The sequence below is a fragment of the Dongia sp. agr-C8 genome, assembly GCF_054658695.1.
On the sequence record NZ_BAAGHZ010000002.1, the window covers coordinates 246032 to 268072 of the forward strand.

23 protein-coding genes and 1 pseudogene are annotated in these 22041 nt (G+C 66.2%); 17 read left to right on the forward strand and 7 right to left on the reverse strand.

Annotated elements, in window-relative coordinates; all coding sequences use genetic code 11:
• Positions 1 to 79 precede the first annotated feature (79 nt).
• Positions 80 to 577 carry an acyltransferase gene (locus tag ACYQ4T_RS08565; protein ID WP_459852569.1) on the forward strand — a complete coding sequence of 166 codons (498 nt, stop codon included), beginning with the start codon at positions 80 to 82 and terminating at the stop codon, positions 575 to 577.
• Between the two features lie 11 nt (positions 578 to 588).
• Here ACYQ4T_RS08565 and ACYQ4T_RS08570 read toward each other — a convergent pair whose 3' ends face one another.
• Positions 589 to 1560 carry a class I SAM-dependent methyltransferase gene (locus ACYQ4T_RS08570; RefSeq protein WP_459852572.1) on the reverse strand — a complete coding sequence of 324 codons (972 nt, stop codon included), beginning with the start codon at positions 1558 to 1560 and terminating at the stop codon, positions 589 to 591.
• 130 nt (positions 1561 to 1690) lie between these two features.
• On the opposite strand from ACYQ4T_RS08570, the gene ACYQ4T_RS08575 reads away from it, so the two are divergent.
• The 8 genes from ACYQ4T_RS08575 (at position 1691) to ACYQ4T_RS08610 (ending at position 10132) form a co-directional block, all read left to right on the forward strand.
• Positions 1691 to 2677: a GNAT family N-acetyltransferase gene (locus ACYQ4T_RS08575; RefSeq protein ID WP_459852574.1), complete on the forward strand. Its 987-nt coding sequence runs from the start codon at positions 1691 to 1693 to the stop codon at positions 2675 to 2677.
• Positions 2674 to 3399, forward strand: a complete 726-nt coding sequence (locus ACYQ4T_RS08580; protein WP_459852576.1) for a polysaccharide deacetylase WbmS family protein — start codon at positions 2674 to 2676, stop codon at positions 3397 to 3399. Before ACYQ4T_RS08575 ends, ACYQ4T_RS08580 begins: the two co-directional genes overlap by 4 nt.
• A 52-nt stretch (positions 3400 to 3451) precedes the next feature.
• Complete coding sequence (locus ACYQ4T_RS08585; protein ID WP_459852579.1) at positions 3452 to 4465, forward strand: glycosyltransferase family 2 protein; 1014 nt, start codon at positions 3452 to 3454, stop codon at positions 4463 to 4465.
• Positions 4466 to 4478: 13 nt separating this feature from the next.
• Positions 4479 to 5861: a ribosome biogenesis GTPase Der gene (gene der / locus ACYQ4T_RS08590; protein ID WP_459852581.1), complete on the forward strand. Its 1383-nt coding sequence runs from the start codon at positions 4479 to 4481 to the stop codon at positions 5859 to 5861.
• Positions 5858 to 6826, forward strand: coding sequence for a lysylphosphatidylglycerol synthase transmembrane domain-containing protein (locus ACYQ4T_RS08595; protein WP_459852583.1), 969 nt, complete (start codon positions 5858 to 5860; stop codon positions 6824 to 6826). The genes der and ACYQ4T_RS08595 overlap by 4 nt, the downstream gene beginning before the upstream one ends.
• A complete protein-coding gene (locus ACYQ4T_RS08600) occupies positions 6819 to 7556 on the forward strand; it encodes a class I SAM-dependent methyltransferase (protein ID WP_459852585.1) in 738 nt (245 codons plus the stop codon). Before ACYQ4T_RS08595 ends, ACYQ4T_RS08600 begins: the two co-directional genes overlap by 8 nt.
• 229 nt (positions 7557 to 7785) lie before the next feature.
• Positions 7786 to 9054 carry a glycosyltransferase gene (locus tag ACYQ4T_RS08605; protein ID WP_459852587.1) on the forward strand — a complete coding sequence of 423 codons (1269 nt, stop codon included), beginning with the start codon at positions 7786 to 7788 and terminating at the stop codon, positions 9052 to 9054.
• Positions 9020 to 10132, forward strand: a complete 1113-nt coding sequence (locus ACYQ4T_RS08610) for a radical SAM protein (RefSeq protein ID WP_459852589.1) — start codon at positions 9020 to 9022, stop codon at positions 10130 to 10132. The genes ACYQ4T_RS08605 and ACYQ4T_RS08610 overlap by 35 nt, the downstream gene beginning before the upstream one ends.
• A gap of 167 nt (positions 10133 to 10299) precedes the next feature.
• On the opposite strand, the gene ACYQ4T_RS08615 is transcribed toward ACYQ4T_RS08610, so the two are convergent.
• From ACYQ4T_RS08615 to ACYQ4T_RS08625, 3 genes are all read right to left on the reverse strand, one after another.
• Complete coding sequence (locus ACYQ4T_RS08615) at positions 10300 to 11289, reverse strand: lysylphosphatidylglycerol synthase domain-containing protein (protein WP_459852591.1); 990 nt, start codon at positions 11287 to 11289, stop codon at positions 10300 to 10302.
• Positions 11290 to 11307: 18 nt separating this feature from the next.
• Positions 11308 to 12297 carry a hopanoid-associated sugar epimerase gene (hpnA, locus tag ACYQ4T_RS08620; protein WP_459852593.1) on the reverse strand — a complete coding sequence of 330 codons (990 nt, stop codon included), beginning with the start codon at positions 12295 to 12297 and terminating at the stop codon, positions 11308 to 11310.
• Between the two features lie 260 nt (positions 12298 to 12557).
• Positions 12558 to 13406: an aldo/keto reductase gene (locus ACYQ4T_RS08625; protein ID WP_459852596.1), complete on the reverse strand. Its 849-nt coding sequence runs from the start codon at positions 13404 to 13406 to the stop codon at positions 12558 to 12560.
• A 76-nt stretch (positions 13407 to 13482) separates the two neighbouring features.
• On the opposite strand from ACYQ4T_RS08625, the gene ACYQ4T_RS08630 reads away from it, so the two are divergent.
• The 7 genes from ACYQ4T_RS08630 to ACYQ4T_RS08660 all read left to right on the forward strand — a co-directional run bounded on the left by ACYQ4T_RS08630 (position 13483) and on the right by ACYQ4T_RS08660 (position 18388).
• Positions 13483 to 13674 carry a twin transmembrane helix small protein gene (locus ACYQ4T_RS08630; protein ID WP_459852598.1) on the forward strand — a complete coding sequence of 64 codons (192 nt, stop codon included), beginning with the start codon at positions 13483 to 13485 and terminating at the stop codon, positions 13672 to 13674.
• Between the two features lie 7 nt (positions 13675 to 13681).
• The gene (locus ACYQ4T_RS08635) at positions 13682 to 14239 is read left to right on the forward strand and encodes a cob(I)yrinic acid a,c-diamide adenosyltransferase (protein ID WP_459852601.1); all 558 of its coding nucleotides are present in this window, start codon (positions 13682 to 13684) and stop codon (positions 14237 to 14239) included.
• A 68-nt stretch (positions 14240 to 14307) separates the two neighbouring features.
• The gene (locus ACYQ4T_RS08640; RefSeq protein ID WP_459852604.1) at positions 14308 to 15183 is read left to right on the forward strand and encodes a hypothetical protein; all 876 of its coding nucleotides are present in this window, start codon (positions 14308 to 14310) and stop codon (positions 15181 to 15183) included.
• Positions 15184 to 15458: 275 nt separating this feature from the next.
• Positions 15459 to 16211: an electron transfer flavoprotein subunit beta/FixA family protein gene (locus tag ACYQ4T_RS08645; protein ID WP_459852607.1), complete on the forward strand. Its 753-nt coding sequence runs from the start codon at positions 15459 to 15461 to the stop codon at positions 16209 to 16211.
• A gap of 43 nt (positions 16212 to 16254) precedes the next feature.
• Positions 16255 to 17193, forward strand: a complete 939-nt coding sequence (locus ACYQ4T_RS08650; protein ID WP_459852609.1) for an electron transfer flavoprotein subunit alpha/FixB family protein — start codon at positions 16255 to 16257, stop codon at positions 17191 to 17193.
• A gap of 37 nt (positions 17194 to 17230) precedes the next feature.
• Positions 17231 to 18103 (forward strand): 3-hydroxybutyryl-CoA dehydrogenase, encoded by an 873-nt coding sequence (locus tag ACYQ4T_RS08655; protein ID WP_459852612.1) that lies wholly within the window; start codon positions 17231 to 17233, stop codon positions 18101 to 18103.
• Positions 18104 to 18133: 30 nt separating this feature from the next.
• A complete protein-coding gene (locus tag ACYQ4T_RS08660) occupies positions 18134 to 18388 on the forward strand; it encodes a hypothetical protein (RefSeq protein ID WP_459852614.1) in 255 nt (84 codons plus the stop codon).
• A 33-nt stretch (positions 18389 to 18421) separates the two neighbouring features.
• Here the strand turns inward: ACYQ4T_RS08660 and ACYQ4T_RS08665 are convergent, their stop codons facing one another.
• The 3 genes and pseudogenes from ACYQ4T_RS08665 to ACYQ4T_RS08675 form a co-directional block, all read right to left on the reverse strand.
• A complete protein-coding gene (locus ACYQ4T_RS08665) occupies positions 18422 to 18796 on the reverse strand; it encodes a hypothetical protein (protein WP_459852616.1) in 375 nt (124 codons plus the stop codon).
• Between the two features lie 243 nt (positions 18797 to 19039).
• Positions 19040 to 19797: pseudogene (locus ACYQ4T_RS08670) on the reverse strand (IS5 family transposase).
• Positions 19798 to 19876: 79 nt separating this feature from the next.
• Positions 19877 to 21502 (reverse strand): tetratricopeptide repeat protein, encoded by a 1626-nt coding sequence (locus tag ACYQ4T_RS08675; protein WP_459852619.1) that lies wholly within the window; start codon positions 21500 to 21502, stop codon positions 19877 to 19879.
• Positions 21503 to 21762: 260 nt separating this feature from the next.
• Between ACYQ4T_RS08675 and ACYQ4T_RS08680 the strand changes: the two genes are divergently transcribed.
• Positions 21763 to 22038: a hypothetical protein gene (locus tag ACYQ4T_RS08680; protein ID WP_459852621.1), complete on the forward strand. Its 276-nt coding sequence runs from the start codon at positions 21763 to 21765 to the stop codon at positions 22036 to 22038.
• Positions 22039 to 22041: the final 3 nt, after the last annotated feature.

The window sequence follows — 22041 nt, forward strand, 5'->3', positions numbered from 1 at the left end:
AACCCCCGCTCTCATGGCCCCGGCGGCAAACTGCCACGCTGCGTGTTAGGTTGGCGCAAACGACCCGGAGAGGGACTCGATGATCGACGAACTGCGCGCCTTGCAGAAGCGGCTCCAGGCGGAAAAGCGGCGGGATTTCAACCGGCGCGTCTCCCTGGGCGACCTCCTGACCGAGCGTAAGGACAATGCCGCCGAGATGGGCTTCGGCGAGGGCACGACCTGCTACGACAACGTGCTGATCCTGGGCGAGGTGACAGTCGGCAAGAACACCTGGATCGGTCCTAACGTGATCCTGGACGGCAGCGGCGGGCCGCTCATGATCGGCGACTTCTGCTCGATCTCGGCGGGGGTGCAGATCTACACCCACAACACCGTCGAATGGAGCACCTCCCTCGGCGAGAAGCCGATGGCCAAGGCGCCGACTCGGATCGGCAACGGCGTCTATATCGGGCCGAACAGCGTGGTCGCCATGGGCGTCACGATCGGCGACAAAGCGGTGGTCGGCGCACTCTCCCTGGTCAACGGCGATATCCCGGCCGGCGCCAAGGCCTGGGGCACGCCGGCCCGGGTGGTCTAGCGCGGCTGGAACTAGGCCCTGCGGCAGACCAGCGTGTGGGCGCGCATCATGCGCCCGCTGCCGCCGAGCTCCGAGAGCAGCCTGTGCACGGCGGGAAGGTGCTTCTCATCCTCCGGCCCGCCGAGTTTCCCCAGGCCGCGCAGATAGGAAAGGACCAGCGAGAGCGACGATATCCCGTGCTGCTCCAGAACGTGGAGGTTGCAGGATTCCGCCATGGCGACCAGTTCCTCCCGGGTGAAGCAGCGCGAGCGCACCAAGTTGTCGGGGGCGCCGTCCCAGAGATCGCGGTTGCCGACCTGCTTCAGCATGCCCGACACACCGCTGAAATAGAGCAGCTGCAGCAACAGCCCGCTTTCGTAGTCGCGATCGGAAACCAGGAAATGCGCTGCAGCCTGCATTACCCGGCGGCATTCCTGCAAGCCGGCGGCGTATTCCTCGTTCAAGTAGGCGAGCGCCTCGATGCTCTGCACCGCGTCGAAGGCTTCGCTCCGGAGCGGCAGGCGCCGGGCATCGCCTTCGACCAGCAGCACGCGGTCATGCCACTGCGGATGCTCGGCTTCGAGGCGCTGCCGGAAGCGGGAGAGTCCGTCGAAGATCGGGTCCACGACGACGACCCGCGCATCGGTCTCCGCCAGCCAGGGTGTCGCGTTCCGCCCATCGCCGCCGCCGATATCGGCGACCAGCGCCCCGCTCTTCGCAGGGCGGATCAGCTTCAGGTAGGCGGCATAGATCGGCGTGTCCAAGGTGGTCATGGCGTAGCCGACCTTGGAACGGTCGTGGAAATTGGCGCCGCCGACCGACTGGTAGAACTTGATCGAAGGGTCGTCGGCACTGACTCCGAACCGCAGGATGCCGTGGTCGACGAAGCCGATCTCGGCGCCGGACGCACCACGGATGCGGTTGCCGTCGAGCCGAGCCACGCCCACGCCGCCGGGCTCGGCCAGCACATCCTTGGCCCATGCGGGCGGCGCCCAATCCGTCATCGTCCCAGACCCTCGTCCGAATGAGATGCTGCTGGATAGGGCCGGGCGAGGTGCTTGTAAAGTGCGTGGGTGCCTGATACCCGGTGGTCCGTTGAGGGGAGGCTCATTTGCAGCAGCGGGTCGGTCGGCGGTGAATCAGCAAGAGGGATACGCGATTCATGCGGTCGCGGCCGAGGACCCGTCCTGGCGCGATCTCCTGGCCCGCTCGCCCTGGGCGGGGCTGTTCCACGAGGCGGCTTTCCTCGCCTATCACCCGGAAGGGCGGTTCTACTGGCACCATCTGCTGGCGACCAACGGCGGCAAGCCGGTTGCGCTGATCCCCGGCGGCCTCGCCGGGAAAGGCGGCGGCAAGGTGTTCCGGTCACCGCTTGGCGCCTCGTTCGGCGGGCCGGTCCTCACCGCGCGGATGCCCGCCTCGGATATGCTGGCGCTGCTGCAGGCTGTGCAAGCGCATGCCGGGGCGGAAGGCTGGACGGGCGTTGAGCTAACGCCGCCGCCAGTGGTCTATCGCGGCGACGGCTCGGACACGCTGGGTTATGCGCTGCAGGCTGCGGGATTTGCGCTGGCTTCGCGGATGCTCTGCTCGGCGCTGTCGCTCGCGGCGAAGGCGCCGCGCTTCGAAACGCTCTATCGCAGCCGCAATGTCACCAAGACCCGCGCGGCGCAAAGGCTCGGCATCGAAACCGCGTTCGGCGGACAAGAACTGATGTCGGACTTCGCCACGGTGCTGGACGCCACCTTCCAGCGCCATGGCGTCGCGCCGACCCACACCCTCGCGGAATTGAACGATCTCATGGCGCGCATGCCGGAGCGGTTCAGCATCGCGCTGGCGCGGCATGAGGGACGGCCGGTTGCAGGGCTCTTTCTCATGAAGATGAACGCGCGGGTGGAGAATGCCTTCTACATCTGCCAGACCACCGAGGATCAAAGCCTGAATGCCGGGCTCGCCTTGTTCGCCGCGACGATCGACCGGCTGGGCGATCAGGGCGTGGAGATTCTCGATCTCGGCCCGAGCAGCATGCCGGACGGATCCTTGAACCGCGGCGTCTGCTTCTTCAAGGAAGGGATCGGCGCCGTCGGCTATTGCCGCGACCGCTGGATCTGGAGTGCGGCATGAAGTGGAACACCGAGCCGGTCTTCGTGCTGACCAGCGACACCGACTGGGCCTCGGAATATGCGGTCGACCGGCTGGTCGATTTCACCACCGATGCAGGGATCAAGCCGACCGTCTTCGTCACCCATGAGAGCGCGCGGCTGAACGCGGCCGCGGCAAAGGGCGAGGTCGAGCTCGGGATCCATCCGAACTTCCTGCCGGGCTCCAGCCACGGCGCCGACGTCGATGCGGTGATCGCACATGTCTTCAAGCTGGCGCCGGATACCAAGCTTTGGCGCAGCCACGCCTTCGTGGATGGCACCCATGTAGCGGTGAAGCTGCACCAGGCCGGCATCCGGATCGACAGCAATGTCTGTCTCTACATGCAACAGGGTCTGATGCCGCTGGAGCATTGGATCGGCATCCGGCGCTTCCCGGTCTTCTGGGAGGACGACGTGCACTGGCACCGCGGCGGGAACTGGGATTTCGTTCGCTATCGCGACGCCTTCTTCGCGCCGGGCCTGAAGGTGGTGAACGTCCATCCCTTCATCTACGCCCTCAACATCCCGGACGAGGCGACCTACACCGCGGTCAAGGGTAACATCCCCAGGCTCGACGCCGAATCGGCCGGGAAGCTGCGCTTTGCGGGCCCAGGGCCGGCGGATTTCCTGGCCGCCCTGGCCGACGCCGTCAAAGCCCAGGGGCTGCGCTGGCACACGCTGACGGAGCTGGCCGCGCTCGGTTGATAAACCGGGGCCGTCTGGGTAGCTTGGGCCGATCTGTCCCTTGGAGAGCCCATTGGAGTCCTCTGCGCCGAACGCCCAGCCGGAAGCCGGAATGCAGGCGAGCCAGCGCAGCCCGCTGGTGAGCATCGTCCTGCCCTGCTACCGCGAGGCCGAGAACCTGCCGATCCTGCATGAGCGTCTGGCGAAGGCGCTCGGCGGCGCCGGGGTCGGCTGGGAAATCATCGTGGTGGACGACCATTCGCCCGACAGCACCTTCGAGGTCGCGGCTGCCCTGGCAGAGAAGGATTCCAACGTGAAGGTCGTGCGCCTGGCGCGGAACAGCGGCTCGCATGTCGCCTCGGCCTGCGGGCTGGAACTCGCCCAGGGCGACGCCGCCGTGGTGATGGCCTCCGATCTCCAGGATCCGCCGGAAGTGCTGCCGGAAATGATCGCGCGCTGGCGCGGCGGCGACCAGGTGGTCTGGGCCTGCCGGCGCCAGCGGACCGGCGTCGGCCCTTGGGGCCGGTTCCTGTCGCGGGTCTATTACACGCTGCTCGCGCGCCTGGTGCCGAACGAGACCCTGCCGCCGCAGGGCGCCGATTTCTTCCTGCTCGACCGTAAGGTGGTCGACGCCTTGAGCCGCTGCCAGGAATCGAATTTCAGCGTGCTGGCGCTGATCCTCTGGCTCGGCTTCCGGCAGGGCCAGATCGCCTATGACAAGCAGGCGCGGCTGCATGGCCGCTCGAGCTGGAACTTCACCCGCAAGGTCCGGCTGCTGCTCGATTCCATCATCTCGTTCAGCCACCTGCCGCTGCGCCTGATCAGCATCTTGGGATTGCTGGTGGCGGCGGCCGGGTTCCTGTATGCGGTCTATGTGGCGATCAGCTATTTCTTCGGCATGGTGCCGGTCGAAGGCTGGTCGTCGCTGATGGTCGTGACGCTGGTGCTGGCCGGCAGCCAGATGATCATGCTGGGCGTCATCGGCGAATACGTTTGGCGCACCCTGCACGAAAGCCGCCGCCGGCCGCGGTACAATATCGAGCGCGCCGTCGCGGCCGATCCGCAGCCGCCCGGACCCCGTCTCTAACCGAAATCGGAACATGCCCTTCACTGTCGCCATCGTCGGACGCCCCAATGTGGGCAAGTCCACCCTGTTCAACCGCCTGGTCGGCAAGAAGCTCGCGATCGTCGACGACCAGCCCGGCGTCACCCGCGACCGCCGGATCGGCGAGGGACATCTCGGCGATCTCGATTTCGCGGTGATCGACACCGCCGGCCTCGAGGACACGTTCGATGACAGCCTGGAATCCCGGATGCGCGAGCAGACCGAGGAAGCGGTCAAGGAAGCCGACGTCGCTTTGCTGGTGATTGACGGCCGCGCCGGTGTCACGCCGCTCGACGAGCATTTCGCCCGTCGCTTGCGCAAGAGCAAGACTCCGATCCTGCTGGTCGCCAACAAGAGCGAGACCAAGCAGAGCGAGGTCAACGCCAGCGAGGCGTATCGCCTGGGCTTGGGCGATCCCATTCCGATCTCCGCCGAGCATGGCCAGGGTCTCTCGCTGCTCTACGATGCGCTCAGGCCGATCGCCGAGAAGGCAGGCTCGGCCCTCACCGACGACGAGTTCCGCGACGCCAACCTCGAGCCGCTGCCCGATGACGAAGCCGAGGCGCCGAAACATCTGCAGATGGCGATCATCGGCCGGCCCAATGTAGGCAAGTCCACGCTGGTGAACAGCCTGCTCGGGCGCGAGCGGCTGCTGACCGGGCCGGAAGCCGGCATCACCCGGGATTCGATCGCCATCGACTGGAGCTGGAAAGGCACGCCGATCCGGCTGATCGACACCGCCGGCCTCCGGCGCCGTTCCAAGGTGGTGGACAAGGTCGAGCGCCTCTCCAGCGCCGATACCGACCGCGCCCTCACCTATGCCCATGTTGCGGTGCTGGTGCTGGACGCCAACGACATGCTGGAGAAGCAGGACCTCACCATCGCCCGCCACATCGTCGAGGAAGGCCGCGCGCTGGTGATCGCCGCCAACAAATGGGATGCGATCGAGAACAAGACCGAGGCGATGAAGAAGCTCCGGGACCGGATCGACTACTCGCTGCCGCAGGTCAAGGGCGTGCCGGTGGTGACGATCTCGGCGATGACCGGCAAGAATCTCGACAAGCTGATGCAGACGGTGCTGGACATGTATGCGCTCTGGAACAAGCGCATCCCGACCGCTCGGTTGAACCGCTGGCTCGAAGGCACCACCCAGGCGCATCCGCCGCCGCTGGTTTCCGGCAAGCGGATCAAGATCCGTTACATGACCCAGATCAAGACCCGGCCACCGACCTTCGCGCTGTTCGCCCAGAAGGGCGAGGAGCTGCCCGATGCCTATCACCGCTATCTGATGAACGGTATCCGCGAGACCTTCGACCTCGAAGGCGTGCCGCTCCGGCTTTATCTGCGCAAGGGCGAGAACCCCTTCGATCGCAAATGACCAGCGTCGATTTCCAGGATGGGAAGCGCGGGCGGCTGCTCGGCGTCCTGAAGCTGGTTGTTTCGGCCGTGGTCCTTTGGCTGGTTTTCCGATCCGTTGACGCGGGCGACGTCTGGAATCGCTTCCGTGACGCCGATCCCAGCTGGACCCCGGCGGCCTTCCTCGCGCTGCTCCTGCATTTCGTGGTGATGGTCTGGCGCTGGAACTTCGTGCTGGTCCATTTTTACCAGTTGCGGCTTGGCATGGGGCGCCTCAGCCTGGTGTTCGGCCTCGGCGAGGCCTTGGGACCCATTTTGCCCAGTTTCGTCGGCATTGATCTGGTCCGCACCTTCGCGCTGGCCGGCAGCGCCCGGATCCCCACCATCGCCAAGGCCGTCCTGCTGGATCGCATCATCGGCTTGGTGGCGCTGTTGCTGTTAATCGCCCTCACCCTGCCGGGTTTTTACGCCGGCGTGGACACTGGATCGGCCTTTCTGGTCGTCGCCGTCCTTTCGCTGGGCGGGCTCGCCGCCTATGTCATCGGCCTCTGGACGTCGCCTTTGGTCGCGCGCATCCCGGTGATCGGCAGAAGCGCTGCGGCACTGCTCGACGAGTTGAAGCGTCCATCGCAGGATCTCAAGGCGATGGCCGTGCTGCTTTGCTCCGGCCTGCTGGTCCACGTGGCGTCAGTGGCCATTCTCTGGACCGCAATCCGGATGCTAAACGGCAGCGTCGGCTTCTGGCCCTGCCTGCTGATTGCGCCGGCGGCGATACTGATTGCCTCGATCCCGATTTCCCTGGGGGGCTGGGGCTTGCGCGAAGGGGCGCTGGTCGCGGGGTTCACGCTCGTCGGCGTGTCACCCGACGTGGTCGTCGCGGCCTCGGTCCTTTACGGCGTGAGCGGCATCGCCTCGGGCGTGATCGGTCTCGGCCTGTTCCTGATCCTGCCGAATCGCAAGCAAGCGGCCGAGACCGAGCATGGCTGAGCCCGGCGGCACCCCGCATCTCCAGGCCTATGAGCAGTCAGCGCATGATTGGGACAGCACGTTTTCTGCGCAGGCGCTCAACCGGTATCATGTCGCCGCGTGCTGGCGGGTGTTCCAGGCGCTGTTCGGGCCGGAGCGCCGCGGGGATACCCTGGTCGAGCTCGGGGTCGGGACCGGGCTGTTCACGGATCGCCTCGCCGCGCGCTTCGAGCGCCTGATTGCGGTCGATTACAGTGAGCAGATGCTGCAGGCGCTGCGCGAAAAGATGGCCCAGGGCGGCATCAGCAACGTTGAGACGCTTTGCTCCAAGGCCGAGCAGCTCGAGGCTATCCCGGACGCGGATGCCGACGCAGTCGTGTGCTTCGGTTTGCTCGAGAACATCCAGGATTTCACGCCGCTGTTTCGTGAGATCGCGCGGATCCTGAAGCCCGGCGGACTCTTCGCCGGCGTTGCGTCCAATGCATCATGCCCCTGGTACGCACTGCGCCAGAAGCTCAGTGGGGACAAATGGTACTGGAAAGACGTGCACCTTTGCACGGCGCAGGAACTCCGCACGGCCGGGGCCGCCGCCTTGCTTCGGGAGGTTGATATCCGCGGCTGGGGCCTGATCCCTTCGCAGCTGCCCAATTCCTCGCTCCTGGCGCCGGTCGCCGCGGTTGAACGCGTCTTGGAGTTGAGCCCGATCCGACGCTGGATGGGCGGCTTGGCGTTCCGTTTCGACAAGGCTTGAAGCGGTCCGGCCGGAGCGACGACGACGGATTGACCCGGCAGCAGTCGGATATCCGATGCGGCCGGCATCTCGCCAGCCTGAGGCAACTCTTTGATTGGACTAAGCCTGCCAGAAGTGACGGCCGTCAATTGGCCCTGGTCCGGAGTTCTGGTAGCTTCCGGCCGCCAAGGGGGACGAGAAGCCTGCCACGATGACCAAACCGATTGCCCATCAGCCGCTGAAAGTCGCGGTGCTGGTCACGCTGGAGCGCGGGCCGGCCGCCGGCGGCCATGTGAAGAGCTGGGAGCGGATCGCCGAGGTCGCGGCGAAGCGGCCCGACCTGGTAGAGCTCGATCTTCATTTCCTCGGGCCGAAGCGCTCCATCGAGGCGATCGCGCCCAACGTGCGGTTTCACACCCATCGCCCGACGCTTGGCACCCGTGCGCTGATGTTCCTCGAACAGGGCGCCGGCCACACCGACCTGGCGCCGTTCCATCCCGGCATTTTCGCGGCGCTCAAGGGCTCCGACGTGGTGCACGCCACCGACTTCTTCAGCTTCGGCAAGACGGCGATTGCCTTCGCCAAGCGAACGGGGAGCGGCCTCTCCGCTTCGGTGCAGACCGACGTGCCGCGTTTCACGCTGATCTATGCCGGCGGCATCATCCGCCGCATGTTCGGCCCGGTGATCGGCAGCTGGCTGTTCGTGAAGATCTGGCGCCTGCCGGAACGCGTGGCCCGCGGCCAGCAGCGCGGCATCGACCGCCGCCTCGCCCTGTGTGATCGCATCCTGCTCTCGAAGCCGGAGGACCGCGACCGGCTCGCTAAGTCCGCACCGAGCGTCCGGTTATTCAGGCGGGGAATCGACCGCGCCCGGTTCAATCCAGAGCACCGCGACCGGGCCAAGCTGCTTGAACGTTTTGGCATACCGGCCGATCGCATTGTGCTGGTCTTCGCCGGAAGGGTCGATGCCAGCAAGGGCGCGCCGCTGATGGCCGAGGCGACCAAACGCCTTCTGGATCAGGGGCTTAATGTCCATGCCCTGGTCGCCGGTGAGGGCCATGAACGTGGCCGGATCGCTGCGCTTCTGGGCGAGCGCGTGACTTTGCCGGGCAACCTCCCACAGAGCGAATTGGCCTGGATTTATGCCAGCGCCGATGTATTTGTCTTCCCCTCCACGACCGAGGTCTCGCCCAACGTCGTGCTGGAGGCGAAGGCCAGCGGCCTGCCGGTCGTCGTGGCGGCCGACCACGGCGGCGGCCAATTCGTCGCCCGCTCCGGTGAAGACGGCATCGTCCTCAGCAAGATGGACGCCGCAAGCTGGGCGGAGGCGATCGCGCCGCTGGTGATGGACGAGACCCGCCGAAGCGAAATCGGCTGCAATGCCCGCCAATGGATCGAGCGGGAATGGCCCGACTGGGGCGAGGTCTTGGAGCGGGATTTGTTGGCCGCCTGGCATGAGGCGGCGCTGAATGGAAGGTACCGGCATGTCGATCATGCGCGCCGTTGGGCAAGCAGTTGACGTTCTTCGCCTGCTGCCGATCGGCGGACCCAGTTGCTGCAACATCGCGGTCACCAACGTCTGCAACGCGACCTGCGATTTCTGCAACTACGCCAAGGACAAGGATTTCGTCACCGAGAAGAAGTGGCTGGACCCCGAACGCCTGAACCGCGCGCTCGACATCCTGCACGCCCGCGGCATCCGCTACATCACCTTCTCGGGCGGCGAACCGATGCTGCATCCGAAGATGTGCGAGATGATCGCCGCGGTCGCCTATCGCGGCATGCGCCCGGCGATGGTGACCAACGGCTCGGCCTTGACTGAGCGGAACATGCGCGACCTCGCTGAAGCCGGCTTGAAGACGCTGTTCATCTCGATCGATTCTCCGGAAGCCGAGAAGCACGAGAAGAATCGCGGCCTGCCCGGCGTGTTCGAGAAGATCAAAGCCGGCAACGCGCTGCTGCGCGAGCTCGGCATCAAGACCGTCGCCTCCTGCACCATCAACCGGCTGATCGGCGACGACTTCGAGACCCTGTTTGCGGCGCTCGAGGATCTCGGCTTCTCGACAGTGACTTTCACCTATCCGAAGAAGGAGCTCAATTCCGGTTCGCTGGTCTTCTCCTCCTCCTCGCTGATCGACTTCTCCGACCTGGAGCTGGCCGACGTGCTGGAGATCCTGCGTTCGAAGAAGGAGAAGTTCGGGGTCCTCAACCCGGCGGAATCGCTCAGCGAAATGGTGCGCTTCCTGAAGAAGGAGAAGCAGCAGTTCGAGTGCTACGGCGGCTACAAGTATTTCGCGCTCGACGTCAATTTCAACATCTACCGCTGCGACTTCTGGCACGAGCCGATGGGCACGATCGAGGAGTTCCAGCATGTCGAGTTCGTGCGCGACGGCTGCACCAAGTGCATGTCGGTCTGCTATCGCGACAGCAGCGTATTCCTGAACCTTCCGGTGGCGATCGGCGACGCCATCGGCCATACCAAGCGCGGCCGCATCGACAAGGCGGCGAAGGCGCTGGCCCAGCCCAGCGTCCGCAAATCGGCCCGCTCGCTGATGCACGAGTGGAAGACGCTGAAACGGCTGGCGCGGACGTCGTAGCGCTGGCCCTGTGGTCGGCGCGATACCTGAAACATCACGGCTGCAATTCACCCCCACCCCAACCCGCCCCCGTTTCGGGGGCGGGGCCAGACCGTCAGCCGCAACGGCCTCTGCATAGAATCCCCCCGGTTTGGGCGGAGGTCAGGTGGGGGCACGAAACCCAGCTCTCAGCGCGGATGCCGGTGCCTTCGCATCTTCGGGCGTTCCAGCACCGCCCAGGTCACCAGTCCCGGCAGGCAGACGCCGAGTTCCCGCGCGCGCTTCACCAGCGCCAGGGCCAAGGCGATAGGGCCCGGCACGCCGGCCCAGCCGCAGAGCAAAAGCAAGGCGCCCTCCTGGATGCCGAGGCCGGCGGGCAGGAGAAACCCGATGGTGCGCGCGGCACTCAAGAGCCCTTCGATCATAATCGCATCGAGCAGGCCGATATCCTGGCCCATCAGGCGAAGTGCGATATAGGTCTCGCCGGCGCGGCAGGTCCAGGCGACCACATGGCCGGCGGTGACCGAAGCTGCCAAGGGCAGGCGGCGATAGAGCGCCGCCAGGCGGGTCCAGAGCGGATGCTCCTGGCTTTCATCGGCAACCAGGCGCGCCAGCCCGAAACGCGCGGCCAGGGCGGTGCCGCCCCGGATGGCGCCCTGGTGCTGGGCGGCGATCAGCAGTACCAGCGGCAGGATCGAGACCACCACGCCGCCGGCGACCCGGGCGATCGCATCCTCGTTCAGCTGCCAGAGATGCCAGAGGCCGGGCAAGGCGAACACCACCTGCGCGACCAGCGCCAAGGTCATGTCGACGATCACCGTCGCCGCCGAATCCATGCCGCTCGAGGGCTTGCCTTCGCGCTTCAGGGCGTGGAACAGCAGGCGCGCGCGGGCCAGCTCGCCGCCGACCTGCGCCACCGGCAGCAGGCCGTTGACGCTCTCGCTGACCCAGCGGGCGATGACGGTGATGCCGAAGCCGGGTCGCGCGCCCGGCGCGTAGAGCAGGCGCCAGGAGGCGCCGGCGATGATCAGCGAGACGAAGCGCCAGAGGATGATCGCGGCGAGGCCCCAGCCGAGCAAGGCCACCGCCTGCCAGATCTCATCCCAGTCGTGGCGCGTGAAGACGAAGACGCAGGCCGCAATGCCGAGCACGGCGCCGATGATGACGCGAAGACGCAATGCCAGATTCCTTGGCCCCTAGATGTAGCCGTGCTGGTTGAACCAGGTGACGGCGTCGGCGATCGCGACCTTGGCCGGGCGCGGCTTGTAGCCCAGCGCCTGGATCGCATGATCGCTGGAGAAGAACATGTGCTTGCGCGCGAGGCGCACGCCATCCCGGGTCACGAAGGGCTCGCGCCCGGTCAGCCGCGCCCAGAGCTCCGCCAGGAACGCGATCGGCATCACCACGTCGTGCGGCAGCCGCCATTTCGGCGCCGGGCGGTGCACGATCTCGGCGACGGCACCCAGGATCTCGGCCAGCGTCAGGTTCTCGGCGCCGAGGATATACTGCCCGCCGATCGCACCCCGTTCCATCGCGAGGAGATGGCCGGCGGCGACGTCGTCCACATGCACCACGTTCAGCCCGGTATCGACGAAGGCCGGCATCCGGCCCTTGGCGGCCTCGACCACGATCTTGCCGGTCGGCGTCGGCTTCACGTCTCGCGGGCCGATCGGCGTCGAGGGGTGGACGATGACGGCTGGGAGACCTTGCTCCGCCACCATCTTCTTCACCAGCGCCTCGGCCGCGTATTTCGACTGCTTGTAGGGGCTGATGATGTCGCCTTCCTTGACCGGCGTCTGCTCGTTGGCCGGCGCGTCGTCGCTCTGCGGCAGGCCCAGGGTCGCGACGCTGCTGGTGTAGACGATGCGCTTGGCGCCGGCATTGCCGGCGGCCTCCATTACGTTGCGCGTGCCGTCGACATTAGCGCTGAACATCTCGTTGGGTTGCGGCACCCAGAGCCGGTAGTCGGCAGCGACGTGGAAGACGGTGTCGCAGCCTTTCATGGCGCGGTCGAGCGAGGCGCGGTCCCTGAGATCGCCGACCTCGATATCGACCTTGATGTTCTCGAAATTGCGGCGGTCGCTGGAGGGCCGGACGAAAGCCCGCACCGTCTCGCCGCGATCGAGCAAGGCGCGCACCACGGCGGAGCCGACGAAACCCGAGGCGCCGGTAACCAGAGCGGTCATCTTGAGCGACGCCCCGTCCCGAACCCGATGAAACGACATGGCCCTGTCGTCACGACCGCACCCCCCTCGGTACTCGCACCAAAACCCCGGTTGATAAATACAGCATCTCGGCCGTCTGACTCATCCTTGATCGATGGCGGCAGGGTCCGAATCGCCCCTCGCCGGGCGTCAATATAATCCCTTTCGCCGAGCATGAGTGGCTCAGCCAGCTGACGAAATCGTAACAACCAGCAACCGCGGCCCGTGACACTGGGACAGGATTACAGCATTTCCAATGGCTTCGCCCGAACCGGCGGCGGAAAGTCGCGGTCGATCTCCGCGAGATCCTGTTGTGTTAACACCAGATCGCCGGCTGCGGCATTCTCCCGCACGCCCTCCAGGCGGCTGGTCTTCGGCACGGCGAAGACGGTTTTGTGGCGGAGGCACCAGGCCAGCATCACCTGCCCCACCGTCACATGGTGCCGCGCCGCCACCCCCTTCAGGGCCGCGGATTTCGGCAGCCGGCCCTGGGCCAGCGGTGAATAGGCCATGATCGGGATACCTGCCTTGGCCTGGAACGGCAGCAGGTCGAAATCGATGCCCCGGGTGGCGACGTTGTAGAGGACCTGGTTGGTCTGCGTCGCCTTCGCGGCGCCGGCGATACCGGAAGTCAGCGCCAGCCACTCCGTCATGTCGTTGACGTCGAAATTGCTGACCCCGAAGCTGCGGATCTTCCCCGCCTGCTGGAGATCCAGAAAGCCGGCCAGGGTCTCGGCCAAGGGCTCGCCGCCGCGCCAATGCAGCAGATAAAGATCGATGCGGTCGGTCTTCAGCCGCTTCAGGGAACGCTCGCCGGCCTGAACCACGGCCTTGCGGGCGGCATTTGACGGCAGGACCTTGGTCACCAGGAAGACCTGGTCGCGCTTGCCGGCGATCGCCTCGGCAACCACTTCCTCCGACTTGCCCTCCGCGTACATCTCCGCGGTGTCGATGAGAGTCATCCCGAGTTCGAGGCCGAGCTGCAGCGCCTTCATCTCGTCGCCGCGCTTTGCGGCGGATTCTCCCATCCGCCAAGTGCCCTGGCCCAGCACTGGAATCTCGTCGCCCATCGGCAATCGGAGTTTGCGCATCCCTGTCGCCCTGCTGTTTTCTGACTTGGGGCAGCAATCTAGCGGTCGAAGATCGAGGCCGCTATAGTGCCGGCCCATGAGCATATTCTTCTTCGCCCTCGGCGGGCTTTTCGCACTCGCTACCCTAGGCACCCTGCTGACCGGCGTGGTCGGCATGGGCAAGGGCGGCGCCTTCAACGAGAGATACGGCAACAAGCTGATGCGCTTCCGCGTGATCTTCCAGGGTCTCGCGATCGGCTGCTTCGTGCTCGGCCTGCTGACGCGCTGAAGGCCGCATGGTCCAGCTGACCCGCATCTACACCAAGGGCGGCGACAAGGGGACGACCTCGCTCGGCACCGGCAAGCGCGTGCCCAAGCACGACCCGCGCGTCGCCGCCTATGGCACGGTCGATGAAGCCAATGCGGCGATTGGCATCGCAAGACTCCATACGCAAGGTGAGCTCGACCAGATGCTCTCCCTGATCCAGAACGACCTCTTCGATCTCGGCGCCGACCTCTGCCGGCCCGACATCGAGAACCAGGAAGGCTTGCGCATCGTCGAGGCCCAGGTCGAGCGGCTGGAACGCGAGATCGACGCGATGAACGCCAAGCTGCAGCCCTTGAACTCCTTCGTCCTCCCCGGCGGCACGGCGGCGGCGGCCTATCTTCACCAGGCCCGCACCATCGTCCGGCGCGCGGAACGCGAGATGACCGCGCTGGCCGAGAATGAGCCCGTGAATCCAGCCGCGATCCGCTATGCCAATCGCCTCTCCGACCACCTCTTCGTGGCGGCCCGCGCCGCCAACGACTGGGGCAAGGGCGACGTGCTCTGGCAACCCGGCGCCAACCGCTAGCCCGAGTCTTAACAAGCTGTTAAGACTCTCGGCGCAGGCTTGTCAGGTTCCCGATCAACGGTGGCGTCATGCTTGAAGGACAAGGACTCTTCCAGCTTGCGGCGCGCAATGCCGCCAATCTCGCCCTCGCCCGCAACAAGGGCGCGGCGCACAACGTCTTCGAGCGCAACGCGAAGCCCCAGGGCATGGGCTTCAGCCTCGGCGCCCTCACGGTCGATGCGAGCACCACCATCCGCGCCATGTTCCAGGCCGCCTGGGAGAAGGTGCACGAGGACGAGAACTTCATCACCGACGACATGATCAAGCGGCTGGAGAAGGCCGCCAAGTCCGACAACAAGGAGATCGCCGCCGAACGCCTGCGCCAGGCCAAGGCGAAGCTGCGCTCGCTGCGCCTGCAGGCGCAGATGGCGGCGGCCAGCGGCGATCCCAAGCAGTTGAAGCGCATCGCCCAGCAAGCCGCGCAGGCGGCGCGCGAGGTGGCGTCGGCCGCGCGCGGTCTCGCCGAGGGCATCGCCGCCAGCGCGGTGCCGTCGGATGGATCGGCCAGCGCCGGCAGTCTTCCGACGGCGACGACGGATGCAGCGAACGGCGCGACCACGACGGTGCCGACGATAGCGACTCTTTTCAGCGGCGAGCGCGAGGCGTTGCGCAAGCTCGGCGACGAGGCGCATGCGGCGATCGCCCAGGCCAAGGGCCTGATCGCCTTCGCCGCGCAGGCGTCGCGCAACCGCCGGCATCGGCCGGATGACGACCATCAGTTCTTCCGCCAGCTGCAGCAGTCGGTACAGGAGGCGGCGCAGGATCTGGACAGCGCCCTCGGCGAAGCCGGACAGAGTCTGAGCGCGGCGGAGTCGGGGATCTCGAGCCTCTCCGCCGTCCTGACCACCACCCTGATGGTCCAGATGTCGGTCGAAGTGTCGGTCACCGCGAATCTCGTCATCTAGACTCCGAGGCAGTCAAAAAAAACCGTCATGCCCGGACTTGATCCGGGCATCTCGCGTAGGCGGCGCCAGACCCGCGGATCAAGTCCGCGGGTGACGATTAACCTTCGAATCGACATCGAATCAGCCGCTTAAACCGGGCCTTTCGGGGCCCGGAAAGCCCCCTGTGGCCACGTTGACACGTCTCTGTCGCATCCCTATTGTGCGACCGCGAAATAGCGGTTCGGGCCTTGTGCCGCCGCCGAAAATGACCCCCTTCGTGAGATCCGAGCAGCAAGATGAAAGTCCTGGTCGCGGTTAAGCGGGTGGTCGACGCCAACGTGAAGGTGCGCGTGAAGAGCGACGGCACCGGCGTCGAGACCCAGAACGTCAAGATGTCGATGAACCCCTTCTGCGAGATCGCGGTCGAGGAAGCGGTGCGCCTGAAAGAGGCCGGCAAGGCGACCGAGATCGTCGCGGTGTCGCTGGGCGGCGCGCAATGCGCGGAGACGATCCGCACTGCGCTGGCCATGGGCGCCGATCGCGGCATCCACGTGCAGACCGATGTCGAGCTGCAGCCGCTCGCGGTCGCCAAGCTGCTGAAGGCGGTCGTGGACAAAGAACAGCCGGGCCTCTGCATCCTCGGCAAGCAGGCGATCGACGACGACAGCAACCAGACCGGCCAGATGCTCTCGGCGCTCTTGGGCTGGCCGCAGGCGACCTATGCCTCGAAGCTCACGATCAACGGCGACAACACCGCCAACGTGACCCGCGAGGTCGATGGCGGCCTGGAGACCGTGCAGGTGAAGGTGCCGTTCGTGATGACGACGGATCTCCGCCTCAACGAGCCGCGCTATGCCTCGCTGCCGAACATCATGAAGGCGAAGAAGAAGCCGATCGAGGCGCTGACCCCGGAAGCGCTGGGCGTCGATCCGGCGCCGCGCCTGAAGACCCTGAAGGTGGTCGAGCCGCCGAAGCGCTCCGCCGGCGTCAAGGTGAAGTCCGCGGCCGAGCTGGTCGAGAAGCTGCGCAACGAAGCCAAGGTCATCTGAGCTCGTATAGCGCGCGCCAAAACTCCTATCTGGGATGAGATCCATGAGTGTTCTGATCATTGCCGAGCATGACAACGCGACCCTGAAGCCCGCGACCCTGCACACGGTGACCGCGGCGCAGAAGCTGGGCGGCGACATCCATATCCTGGTCGCCGGCCAGGGCGTCGACGGCGCGGCCGCTGCGGCGTCGAAGGTCGCCGGCGTCGCCAAGGTGCTCAAGGCCGACGATGCGGCCTATGCCCACCAGCTCGCCGAGAACATGGCGCAGCTGATCGTGGCCCTCGCCCCGAACTACAGCCATGTGCTGGCGGCGGCGACGGTCAACGGCAAGAACTTCATGCCGCGCGCCGCAGCACTCCTCGACGTGCAGCAGATTTCGGAAATCTCCGGGGTCGAGAGCGCGGACACCTTCGTGCGCCCGACCTATGCCGGCAACGCGATGAGCACGGTGCAGTCCTCGGACAAGATCAAGATCGTCACCGTCCGCGCCACCGCCTTCGATCTCGCCCCGGCCGAGGGCGGCTCGGCCGCGATCGAGAATGCGTCCGGCGGCGGCGATGCCGGCCTCTCCAAGTTCATCGGCCAGGAAGTGCAGAAGACCGAGCGTCCGGAGCTGACCTCGGCCCGCGTCGTCGTCTCCGGCGGCCGCGGCATGCAGTCCGGCGACAACTTCAAGCTGCTCGAAGCCGTGGCCGACAAGCTCAACGCCGCGGTGGGTGCCTCACGCGCCGCGGTCGATGCCGGCTTCGTGCCGAACGACTACCAGGTCGGCCAGACCGGCAAGATCGTCGCCCCGGAGCTCTACATCGCGGTCGGCATCTCGGGTGCCATCCAGCATCTCGCCGGTATGAAGGATTCGAAGGTGATCGTCGCGATCAACAAGGACGAGGACGCGCCGATCTTCCAGGTGGCGGATTACGGACTGGTGGCCGACCTCTTCACGGCGGTCCCCGAACTCACCCAGGCGCTCGAGAAGAAATAGGCTCGGGAACGCGCCGGGGCTTTGAAAGGCTGAAAGTATGATCGAGACGGTTGGTGTGATCGGCGCGGGCGCCATGGGCAACGGCATCGCCCATGTCTGCGCGCTGGCGAAGATGGACGTGACGCTGGTTGACATCAACGAGCAGCAGCTCGAAAAAGCGCTGGGCACGATCCACCACAACATGGACCGGCAGATCAAGCGCCAGCTCATCACCGATGCCGACCGGGATGCCGCGCTGAAGCGGATCACCACCTCGCTGAAATACGACGCGCTGAAGAACTGCGACATCGTCATCGAGGCGGCGACCGAGAAGGAAGAGATCAAGAAGGAGATCATGAAGACGGTCTCGCCGCTCTTGAAGCCGAGCGCGATGATCGCCTCCAACACCTCCTCGATCTCGATCACGCGGCTCGGCGCCGCGACCGACCGGCCGGCGAAGTTCATCGGCATCCATTTCATGAACCCGGTCCCGGTGATGCAGCTCGTCGAGCTGATCCGCGGCCTCGCCACCGACGACGAAACCTTCACCGCGGCGAAGCAGCTCGCCGAGCGCCTCGGCAAGACCACGGCGACGGCGGAAGACTTCCCCGCCTTCATCGTCAACCGCATCCTGCTGCCGATGATCAACGAGGCGATCTACACGCTCTACGAGGGCGTCGGCTCGGTGGACAGCATCGACACCGCGATGCGGCTCGGCGCCAACCACCCGATGGGCCCGCTCGAGCTCGCCGATTTCATCGGCCTCGACGTCTGCCTCTCGGTGATGCAGGTGCTCTACGACGGCCTCGCTGACAGCAAGTACCGCCCCTGCCCGCTGCTGGTGAAATACGTCGAAGCCGGCTGGCTCGGCAAGAAGACCAAGCGCGGCTTCTACGACTACAGCACAGAGACGCCGACGCCGACGCGCTGAGGCGCGGGCGCTGCGGGCTGAGCATCCCTGATGCTCGCGCGCCTTGGCGATTTCCTCTATGGCGCCGGCTGCACTCTCGCCGTGCTCAGTCTCGGCGCGGTGGCCCTCATCATTTTCGTGCCCGGCCATGACTTCGGCGGGTGGACCGACACCTATGCGCTGACGGGGATCGCCGCTTGGCCGATCGGCATGGGAGCGCGGCGCCTCCTCGGTGGCGGTAGAGCGCGGGACGAGGCAACGCAGGGCTCGACCGAACGAAAGGCCGGACAGCCGGACCGGCCCTAGGGGCGCGTCCGTCTGGCTGCTTCGCGCCATCGATCAGAAATCGTAGGCACGCCCGCAGGATTCGAACGCCGCCTCGAGCTCCGGGTGGCTGTCGAAATAGGCCTCTTCATATTCGGCGGGCAACCGTTCGCCCTTCTCGGCCAAAATCCGCGTGACCTCGGTGATGTAGCAGGCACAAACCTTCTTGAGCTTGCCTTCTTCCGCGTCATCCAGGGTCTTGCGGTTAAGTGCGAGGATCTTATTTGCCTGGCTGACGCAGGTTGCCTCCATCTTTCTGCTGAAGTCGCGTGCAACCTGTGGATCTTTCAAATCGACCTGTGGGCTCGCGAGGAAGCCGCGCCCGCCGAGCACAACGACAGCGGCGCCTATCACGACAAGACCGAGGACCGCACCAAGCGGCCACTTCACGGCGTTCTCCTGCCCGAAACCAGCAACATCGCCTCTGACTTAACGCGTCGGAACGTCGGCGACAACCAAAGCGCCGTTGCATTGCCCGACCTGCGGCTCTACGGTCACTTGGCAAGCCTAGCGCCAGCCCGACCTGATCGCCGTCGGCGCCTTCGCCGACCCCAAGTTCCCGGCGCCGCAGCAGGCGGTCCATACTGAGCATCGGCACGCCTGGGTCACAGCCACACGCCCTAGGGTCCGGACTCAATTGATCCAGCAGGTAAAGATGGCGGCGATATAAGCGCCGCTGAGGAAGTTTCTGGCGAGCTTGTCGTAGCGGGTTGCGATGCGGCGCCAGTCTTTGAGCCTGCACCACAGGCGCTCGATCCGGTTTCTGGCTTTGTAAGCTCGCCGATCGTAGGGGATTGGCTGGCTGCGGGATGTGGTCGAAGGGATCACCGCCTGGGTGTTCTGGGCGGCCAAGCGGTCGCGCAGATGGTTGGCGTCGTAAGCGCGGTCAGCCAAGAGCCGTCGGAGCGGCCCGACCCGATCGAGCAGGCTCGCCGCGACCGTGATGTCGTTGATATTGCCGGCGGTCAGGATGAGCGCGCGCGGCCGGCCTTTGCCGTCGGCGAGCGCGTGGAGCTTGCTGGTGCAGCCGCCCCGCGACTTGCCGAGTGCTTGCTCGAAGGCCCCCCTTTTCCGCCGCTGGCCGAGCGGTGCGCCTTGATGTGGGTGCTGTCGATCGCCGCCAGCCCGTAGATGCCACTATGGCCGGTCAGGGCCTCAAAAATCTTGAACCACAGCCCTTGCCGGCTCCAGCGGTTGAACCGGTTGTAGATCGTCGTGTAGGGGCCATAGGCCGCCGGGCAGTCGCGCCAGCGCGCCCCCGAGCGTAGCATGTGCACGATCCCGCTGATCACGCGGCGGTCGTCGACCCGATGTGCGCCGCGGCGCCCCCGCGGAAGCAGTGGCTCGATCCGAGCCCACTCCGCGTCGCTCAGCCAGGTGATTCCCTTCATCGCAAGCCTCCAGCCGTTTGGAAGCTTGAATCACAATCCCAAAAAACAGGGAATCCCTAATTGAGTACGGACCCTAGCGCTACCGCGATCCCCAGGGGCCGAGGCCGAGCAGGCCGAGGATGCCGTAGGCCGCGAAGAGCAGGACCGCGAAGGCTGCGACCACCTTCAGCATCTTCTGCAGGCCCATGGGTTCCATCGAGACGCCGAAGAGCGGGTGCACGCGCTCGGCCTGCGCGTTGCGCTGTGCCGCCGCCGCGATGGCGCTGCGCATGAAACCGGCGTCCGGGGAGGCCTGTCCACCCGGCGCGGGCGCGTCCTCTTGCTGCACCGAGCGGCTGAGCACCGTGTAGCCGCCAAGCCGGCGATAGAGGTCGTCGGTCCCGTCCGGCATCGTGCCGCTCCGCTCGGATGGCCTGGGCACGCGGTGCGGCCAGACCCGCCAGGTCTCGAAGACCCGCGGGATGGCGGCTTGCCCGGCCTCGGTCAATAGGAATACCCGCTGGTTCTCGGTGACCTGCTTGTCGCGGCCGGCTGCCTTCATCCAGCCGAGCCGGGCCAACGCCGACCAGAGCGCGTGGTTCTTGCTACCCTCGACCGTTCCCAGATGCGCGTCCGGCTTGTCCATCGCCACATAGAGCACGGAAAGGTCGGCGTCGCTCATCCCGTCCATGACCGGCAGCAGCGGCACGGTCTGCCGCAGCAGGGCAAGATCCTGATCGGCGCTGCTCTCACCCTGCAGGCGCGCCTTGTCGAACCAAGAGGCCGCCGCATCGAGATCCTGCGGGATGCCGCGGGCGAATTGATGGAAGCGGCCGAGATTCTGCTGCGCCGGGGCGAAGCCCTGCTCCGCCGACTTGGCGTACCATGCGAGCGCCGCGGCATTGTCGGCCTCGACTCCCTCGCCGCGCCAATGCATGTAGCCCATGTTGAATTGCGCGAAGGCATCGCCCGCTTCGGCGAGCGCGCGAAAGAGCCGGAGCGCCGCTGGGTAGTCGCGCGCCCTGTAGGCGGCGAGCGCCAGGTCCATCCGCTCCTGCGCGGCGTCAGGTGCCGGCGTCTCCGCCGCACTGGGCGTCGTCTTGCCGCGCGCGGACCAGAGCTTCAGCGTCTCCAGCGCCATCGGGATCGCCGTGCGGCCGTATTCCGTCACCCGGAAGGTCTCGCTGGCCGGCGTCGCGCGGTCGTCGCGGCTGGCAGAGAGCACCCAGCCGGGCTTCGCCATCGCCGACCAGGCGGCATGTTTCGTGCTGCCGGCGAAGGTCATGGTCTCGGTCTCCGGCCGCGCGACAGCGGCCTCGAGCGCAAACAGGTCGGGGCTGTCGAGTTTGTCCAGCAGCGGCAACAACGGCAGCGTCGCGTCGAGGATCGCGAGGCAGGCCTGCGCCTTCGGGTGGTCGCGCCGGGCGGCCTCGGCGAACCAGCGCCGCGCCGCCCCCAGGTCCTGCGCCACGCCCTGGCCGAACTGATAGTGGATGCCGAGATTGTGCTGCGCCGGCGCCAAGCCCTGCTCCGCCGACTTCAGCGTCCACCGGAACGCCTCGGCCGGATCCGCGGCGGCGCCCTCGCCGCTCCAGCACATCTGGGCGAGCGTGCATTGCGCGATCGGGTCGCCTTCCTCGGCGAGCGCGCGAAACATCGGCAGCGCAGCCCCGTGGTCACCCGCCGCGTATTTGTCGTAGGCCGCGCCGTAGCGTTCCTGGGACACGTTTCTCTCTTTCTGAGCGCACCGGGAGGTGTATCGGGGCCTATAGACTATTGGTGGCGAGCCTTTCTGACAATTCAATTGAAGGATGGATCTCGCGCCATGCGGACCGACGAACGCGGGGCCGCTATTCGGGACGGACCCGACTACCCGCGAACGCACACCGGCCGCATGATCTGCATCTAGGCAGAATCCCTCACTAGGATTTAAGGCTGGTTGCGTTGTTGCGTTGATATTGCCCGGGAAAGGCATAGCCCATCACCATGAGTCATCACCCCGTCAACTTCGCGCGCGGCTTTCAGTGGGCCGGCAGCTTCGTCAAGCTTGCCACCTATCGCGGCCGCCCGCTTTCCTTCCGGCTCTCCACCCAGCTGGCCGCCAACTGCCTGGCGCCCCAGCCCGGCGCGATCGGCCCGGTGCAGAACGTCGCCGCCAACGAGCCGGCGATCGAGCGCGCCTGCCGGCGCGCACTGCAGCGGCTCAGCCACAGCACGACGGCGATCGAACTACAGCGGCAAGACTTCGACGACGCCGCCTGAGGC

Bases quoted from the DNA above. Each gene is read 5' to 3' on its own strand.
- ACYQ4T_RS08565 (WP_459852569.1), top strand. From the start codon at position 80: ATGATCGACGAACTGCGCGCCTTGCAGAAGCGGCTCCAGGCGGAAAAG.
- ACYQ4T_RS08570 (WP_459852572.1), bottom strand. From the start codon at position 1,560: ATGACGGATTGGGCGCCGCCCGCATGGGCCAAGGATGTGCTGGCCGAG.
- ACYQ4T_RS08580 (WP_459852576.1), top strand. From the start codon at position 2,674: ATGAAGTGGAACACCGAGCCGGTCTTCGTGCTGACCAGCGACACCGAC.
- der (WP_459852581.1), top strand. From the start codon at position 4,479: ATGCCCTTCACTGTCGCCATCGTCGGACGCCCCAATGTGGGCAAGTCC.
- ACYQ4T_RS08595 (WP_459852583.1), top strand. From the start codon at position 5,858: ATGACCAGCGTCGATTTCCAGGATGGGAAGCGCGGGCGGCTGCTCGGC.
- ACYQ4T_RS08600 (WP_459852585.1), top strand. From the start codon at position 6,819: ATGGCTGAGCCCGGCGGCACCCCGCATCTCCAGGCCTATGAGCAGTCA.
- ACYQ4T_RS08610 (WP_459852589.1), top strand. From the start codon at position 9,020: ATGTCGATCATGCGCGCCGTTGGGCAAGCAGTTGACGTTCTTCGCCTG.
- hpnA (WP_459852593.1), bottom strand. From the start codon at position 12,297: ATGACCGCTCTGGTTACCGGCGCCTCGGGTTTCGTCGGCTCCGCCGTG.
- ACYQ4T_RS08625 (WP_459852596.1), bottom strand. From the start codon at position 13,406: ATGCGCAAACTCCGATTGCCGATGGGCGACGAGATTCCAGTGCTGGGC.
- ACYQ4T_RS08630 (WP_459852598.1), top strand. From the start codon at position 13,483: ATGAGCATATTCTTCTTCGCCCTCGGCGGGCTTTTCGCACTCGCTACC.
- ACYQ4T_RS08635 (WP_459852601.1), top strand. From the start codon at position 13,682: ATGGTCCAGCTGACCCGCATCTACACCAAGGGCGGCGACAAGGGGACG.
- ACYQ4T_RS08640 (WP_459852604.1), top strand. From the start codon at position 14,308: ATGCTTGAAGGACAAGGACTCTTCCAGCTTGCGGCGCGCAATGCCGCC.
- ACYQ4T_RS08645 (WP_459852607.1), top strand. From the start codon at position 15,459: ATGAAAGTCCTGGTCGCGGTTAAGCGGGTGGTCGACGCCAACGTGAAG.
- ACYQ4T_RS08650 (WP_459852609.1), top strand. From the start codon at position 16,255: ATGAGTGTTCTGATCATTGCCGAGCATGACAACGCGACCCTGAAGCCC.
- ACYQ4T_RS08655 (WP_459852612.1), top strand. From the start codon at position 17,231: ATGATCGAGACGGTTGGTGTGATCGGCGCGGGCGCCATGGGCAACGGC.
- ACYQ4T_RS08660 (WP_459852614.1), top strand. From the start codon at position 18,134: ATGCTCGCGCGCCTTGGCGATTTCCTCTATGGCGCCGGCTGCACTCTC.
- ACYQ4T_RS08680 (WP_459852621.1), top strand. From the start codon at position 21,763: ATGAGTCATCACCCCGTCAACTTCGCGCGCGGCTTTCAGTGGGCCGGC.